This window comes from Microcystis sp. M49636_WE2 (assembly GCF_030065375.1).
Classification (GTDB): Bacteria; Cyanobacteriota; Cyanobacteriia; order Cyanobacteriales; family Microcystaceae; genus Microcystis; species Microcystis aeruginosa_C.
In genome coordinates this window covers 1-3,466 of the sequence record NZ_JASJFG010000714.1, presented here as the reverse complement: position 1 = coordinate 3,466, position 3,466 = coordinate 1, and the positions used below count along the sequence as shown (strand labels likewise).

The following is a 3,466-nucleotide window of genomic DNA, read 5'->3' as shown; positions in this document are numbered from 1 at the left end:
TCTAATAACTTTTCTTTAAAAGATTCTTTAACTTGTTTTCCCTCATCCGGATCACCAAAGTATTCATCTAGAGTATCATCTACTGTATTACGGATTAAACTTTGTAACTCTTGGGGAGTCATGTCTTTTATCTGCATATTTCCTCTATTCAGAAAAGATAATTGACCTATCACTCCCGATTATATCAAGATATCGGGGCAAACCCTCTGTAGTTGCCCCTGCCAAGGATAATTTATCCCCGACGACGAAGAGAAGCAGCACCCAACGCACCAACAGCGATTAAACTCACTATACCACTAGGTTCCGGGGTTGAAACCGTTGGAGTAGGAGTGATATCCCCATTAAGAGCCACAAACCCACCACCGGCAACATTAGTGGAGTTTTCACCAAAGAAGAAGACAGTGGAGGAGTCAGCATTCAGTCCATAGAGACGGAACTGCACCGGTCCGGTTTGGGGTGCTAAACTGCTTAGGTCAAAGCTGTAGGTATTAGAGGCAGTTGTTAAGCTAACTGTTGTCCCTAAATTACTGGTGAACCCATCAACACTAGAGCGCAAGACCAAATCTAGCTGCGTGTCATCATGCTTCGCATTGAGTTGTAAGTTAGTAAAATCGACCTGAAAACCTGCACCGGGTTGTACGGCAAATTCGACGTATTGGTTGGTATTAACAGTGCTACCTGTATTCCATGAGCCAGTTGAGCCATCTGAAGCAGTACCAAAACCGCCAAGAGCAAAATTGAACCCTACAAATTGTGAGGATAAATGACGTATCCCGGCGGTGTTTAACCCAGTGCTGGTTATATTCGTGCCAACCGTATCCGCCGCTTTGGGGTAAGATGCCCCATCAGTGGTAAATTGATTCCAACCAGCTACTATTGCCGCTTGAGCAGGAGTAACCCCGGCCAACCCCATCAGAGTCAAGGGGGTTAACATTGTCAGTAATTTTTTCATGGATTCGATGACAGTAATAGGAGAAAATTATGGTCATATTTAACGCTAGTTTTGCGCCAATATCCCACAGCAAAAAATATCACAAAGGGGGGGGACGTCAAGGGGTATTTAATCATCATTTTTTATTGATTTTTATGTTTAAGATAGTTATGGGTTATATAAATATTTTTGACTGGTTGCAAGGTTATAGCTGGCAACGCAGATAAGCGAGGTTCTACCTCTACTTATTTCTTTGACCGAAATTATCACCTTCGCTCCTAGGTTCCCCCGCAATAAATTGACCTGGTGCATCTTACATTTGCAGGAATACCGACAATCAGCAGTTTTTAATAACCGGATTTAGTGTAATTTAGGTAAACTGGTTGAATGACAGGAAGGACGGGCTAGAAGCCTAGCCCACAGATAAAATTAGAGAATCTATGTAAAACGGGTCTCCTACCCGTGCAGCTCTGGGATGCGCCTCAAAACCCGCACTAACATAGAGCATAGGGATTTAGATTAACTGCTCTAATTTTGCTCGTAAAGTCTTTTTCCCGAATTTAGTTAGAGTTTGTTGACGCAACCATTGCGGGTGACAACGTTGATCCTGACCTGACAAAATTTCTAAACAAGCTTTAGCCACCTTTTCGGCATCTCGATAGGGAACGCGCCACCCCACCAAACCATCCTGGAGCGGCTCTGCTGAACCGTCCTCATCTCCAGAAATCACGGGAATACCGCAGGCCATCGCTTCTAGGTAAACAATCCCGAACCCTTCCCGGGAAGGCATAACGTAAGCATCGGCCAAACGATAATGGTCCGCTAATTCCTCCGTCGGGACAAAACCGGCGAAAATTACCTGTTTATCCACTCCTAACTGCTTGGTTAAAGCTTCTAACCTTGGGAGGTCGTCCCCTCGTCCGATGACTAGATATTTTACTTCGGGATAAGTCTCTAGAATTGTCGGCATGGCCCGAATGGTAACATCTACCCCTTTATAGATATCCCCCGACCACAATCGGGCCACTGTTAATAAAACTTTGGCATTTTCTATATCATATTTTTTGATTAATGTCAAGGACTTTTCACCTAAATTAAACTTTTCCTCATCCACCACACAGGGGAGAATTGCTACTTTTTTGGGATCGATAGCGTTAGCCTTACACATAAGATCGCGACTGTAACGGCTAATTGTCCAGATCGATTCGGCCGCTTGCAGGGCCTGTTTTTGGGAATTTGGTAAAGGTTCCCAGACTTCTTTGCCGTAGGTGAGGACGGTGTAGGGTATGTCTAAAGCTTGACAGTAAAGACGGGTGAGGGGGGCTAAATTTATATGACCACAAAAAACCTGTTGGGGACGTTTCTGGAGGAGAGAAACTAAAAACTTAAGGGCTAATTGGATGCGTCCGAGAGTTGCTGAGTTATTTTTCAGGTAATGAAAGGTAATACCTTGATTTTTAAAAGGATTAGGACAATCAGGGGCATCCCGCAGTAAAAAAACCTCGGCCGCTTCAGAATCGGGTAAAGTGAGATAGGCTTGCAGAACATCCTTAATATAGGATTGAATACCACCTTCTTGGGAAAAAATCTCTAAAAATAGGAATATATGAGGCATCATAGAACGTCAGTGTCAAAAAGTTTTGGGTTTGGCGAAAAAATTTTCCCCGATCTTTGATCTGTACTATCACACTTTCTTGATCTATTTCGATCGTTTCCCAAGTAATAGATCCTAACCGCTAACAGTCCGAAAAAGAACAATCTTGTGGCTCTTCTTGCGTGTAACTGCCAGAATCAGGGAAATTCGGATGCTGATAGCTAAAATAACTGATATTAGCCAGTTTAGCTCATAATGCTGACCAAGGCGATAGAATAGTCAGAATTTTCTCGGATGCCAAAGATAAAGCTATTTCTCTTTCCCCGGTGTCATCGAGGAATCTTCCCTTTTTAACGCTGGATATTTTCGGGAATTACTAGAGATAAAAAAATTAAAGTTACTCAACTGCTCTGACAAAGGTTACAAATGCCCCCAGAACGGTTAAGCTTATTTTAAGTAGGTGGGTGGAATTAAATATAAAATGAACGTAGGTTGGGTTGAAGCATGAAACCCAACGCCCGCATGGGTTACGCTACCGCTAACCCATCCTACAAATAATTGTGCCTACCTACTTAATCTCTGTAATTGCTTTTATGGCTCACTTGACTTCTGAAAGACTCAATTTAACCACAAAGATCGCCTATGGTGCTGGTGATTTGGGACCGGCTATCACTGCCAATATCTCGGTATTTTACCTGCTATTTTTCCTGACTGATGTGGCAGGATTATCGGCAGGATTAGCCGGTAGTGTGCTGATGGTGGTGAGAATTTTTGACGCTATTAACGATCCGATCATTGGGATGTGGAGCGATCGAACTCGTACTATCTGGGGTCGTCGCTTACCATGGATGTTATTGGGGTCGATTCCCTTCGGAATTAGCTATTTTTTACTGTGGTTAATCCCGACTAATAACCAATTATGGTTATTTTTATATTATATT

General features: G+C 43.0%; 3 protein-coding genes. 1 reads left to right on the top strand and 2 read right to left on the bottom strand.

Going from position 1 to position 3,466, the window contains the following annotated elements; translation table 11 throughout:
• Positions 1-232 precede the first annotated feature (232 nt).
• Both PX484_RS16300 and PX484_RS16295 read right to left on the bottom strand, forming a co-directional pair.
• Entirely contained in the window at positions 233-952 is a 720-nt protein-coding gene (locus PX484_RS16300) for a PEP-CTERM sorting domain-containing protein (RefSeq protein ID WP_287765729.1), read from the bottom strand.
• Between the two features lie 493 nt (positions 953-1,445).
• The gene (locus tag PX484_RS16295; RefSeq protein WP_004163826.1) at positions 1,446-2,549 is read right to left on the bottom strand and encodes a glycosyltransferase family 4 protein; all 1,104 of its coding nucleotides are present in this window, start codon (positions 2,547-2,549) and stop codon (positions 1,446-1,448) included.
• Between the two features lie 569 nt (positions 2,550-3,118).
• Here PX484_RS16295 and PX484_RS16290 point away from each other — a divergent pair.
• On the top strand, positions 3,119-3,466 hold a 348-nt coding region (locus tag PX484_RS16290), incomplete at its 3' end, for an MFS transporter (protein ID WP_288104769.1).